General features: G+C 65.9%; 1 protein-coding gene and 1 pseudogene. Both read left to right on the top strand.

Annotation, left to right across the window (positions count from 1 at the left end; all coding sequences use genetic code 11):
- On the top strand, positions 1-236 hold a 236-nt coding region (locus HMPREF2883_RS01975), incomplete at its 5' end, for an Imm5 family immunity protein (RefSeq protein ID WP_256277284.1).
- Between the two features lie 117 nt (positions 237-353).
- Positions 354-589: pseudogene (locus HMPREF2883_RS01970) on the top strand (hypothetical protein); the annotation flags it as partial.

Genomic DNA, 589 nt, shown 5'->3' with positions numbered 1-589 from the left:
GTGCCGTGTTCATGGTGGTCTCGGCGTGCTCGCGCGACCCCTACGACGACATCACCGGCCCCGAGACGAACGACAGTGATCTACTGCCTGACATCATCGAGACCAGCTACTCCTGCGCCTGCGCTGAGACCGGAGCCACCAACATCATCAGGGTCCACCAGACCGACGTGCCCGCACGTCGGGCGTTCTGGTTGTGGTACCTCGACGAAGCCATCCCCACAGTCCTGGCCAGCTGAGCACTGAAAGGAGGCTCACGCGAGCCGCCCGGCCAGTTGGCACCTCACCAACCAATGTCCCAACGGTGGGGGTCGAGTCCTTCCGACTCGACCCCCACCGCTTCACATATGCTCGCGGTGGCTGCGGCTGCCTCGACGTGGACGAACATCGCCACCAAGCTGAACTCGTGCGCCAGTGAGCTGGAGGCGGTGTGCACGGGGCGTCTAGCCGGCCAGGAGTCCTTGGCGGTGGCGACCTTCAAGTCCCTCCAGGCCGGCTCCGCCTCCCACCTGCGCATGACCGGCCAGCTGGCCAGCGCGATCTCCGGGGGACTGACGATCGCCTCGGTGATCGTGCGCATGGTGCACGACAT

The organism is Actinomyces sp. HMSC075C01 (assembly GCF_001812965.1).
Classification (GTDB): Bacteria; Actinomycetota; Actinomycetes; order Actinomycetales; family Actinomycetaceae; genus Actinomyces; species Actinomyces acetigenes.
This window is presented reverse-complemented; position numbering and strand designations above follow the sequence as displayed.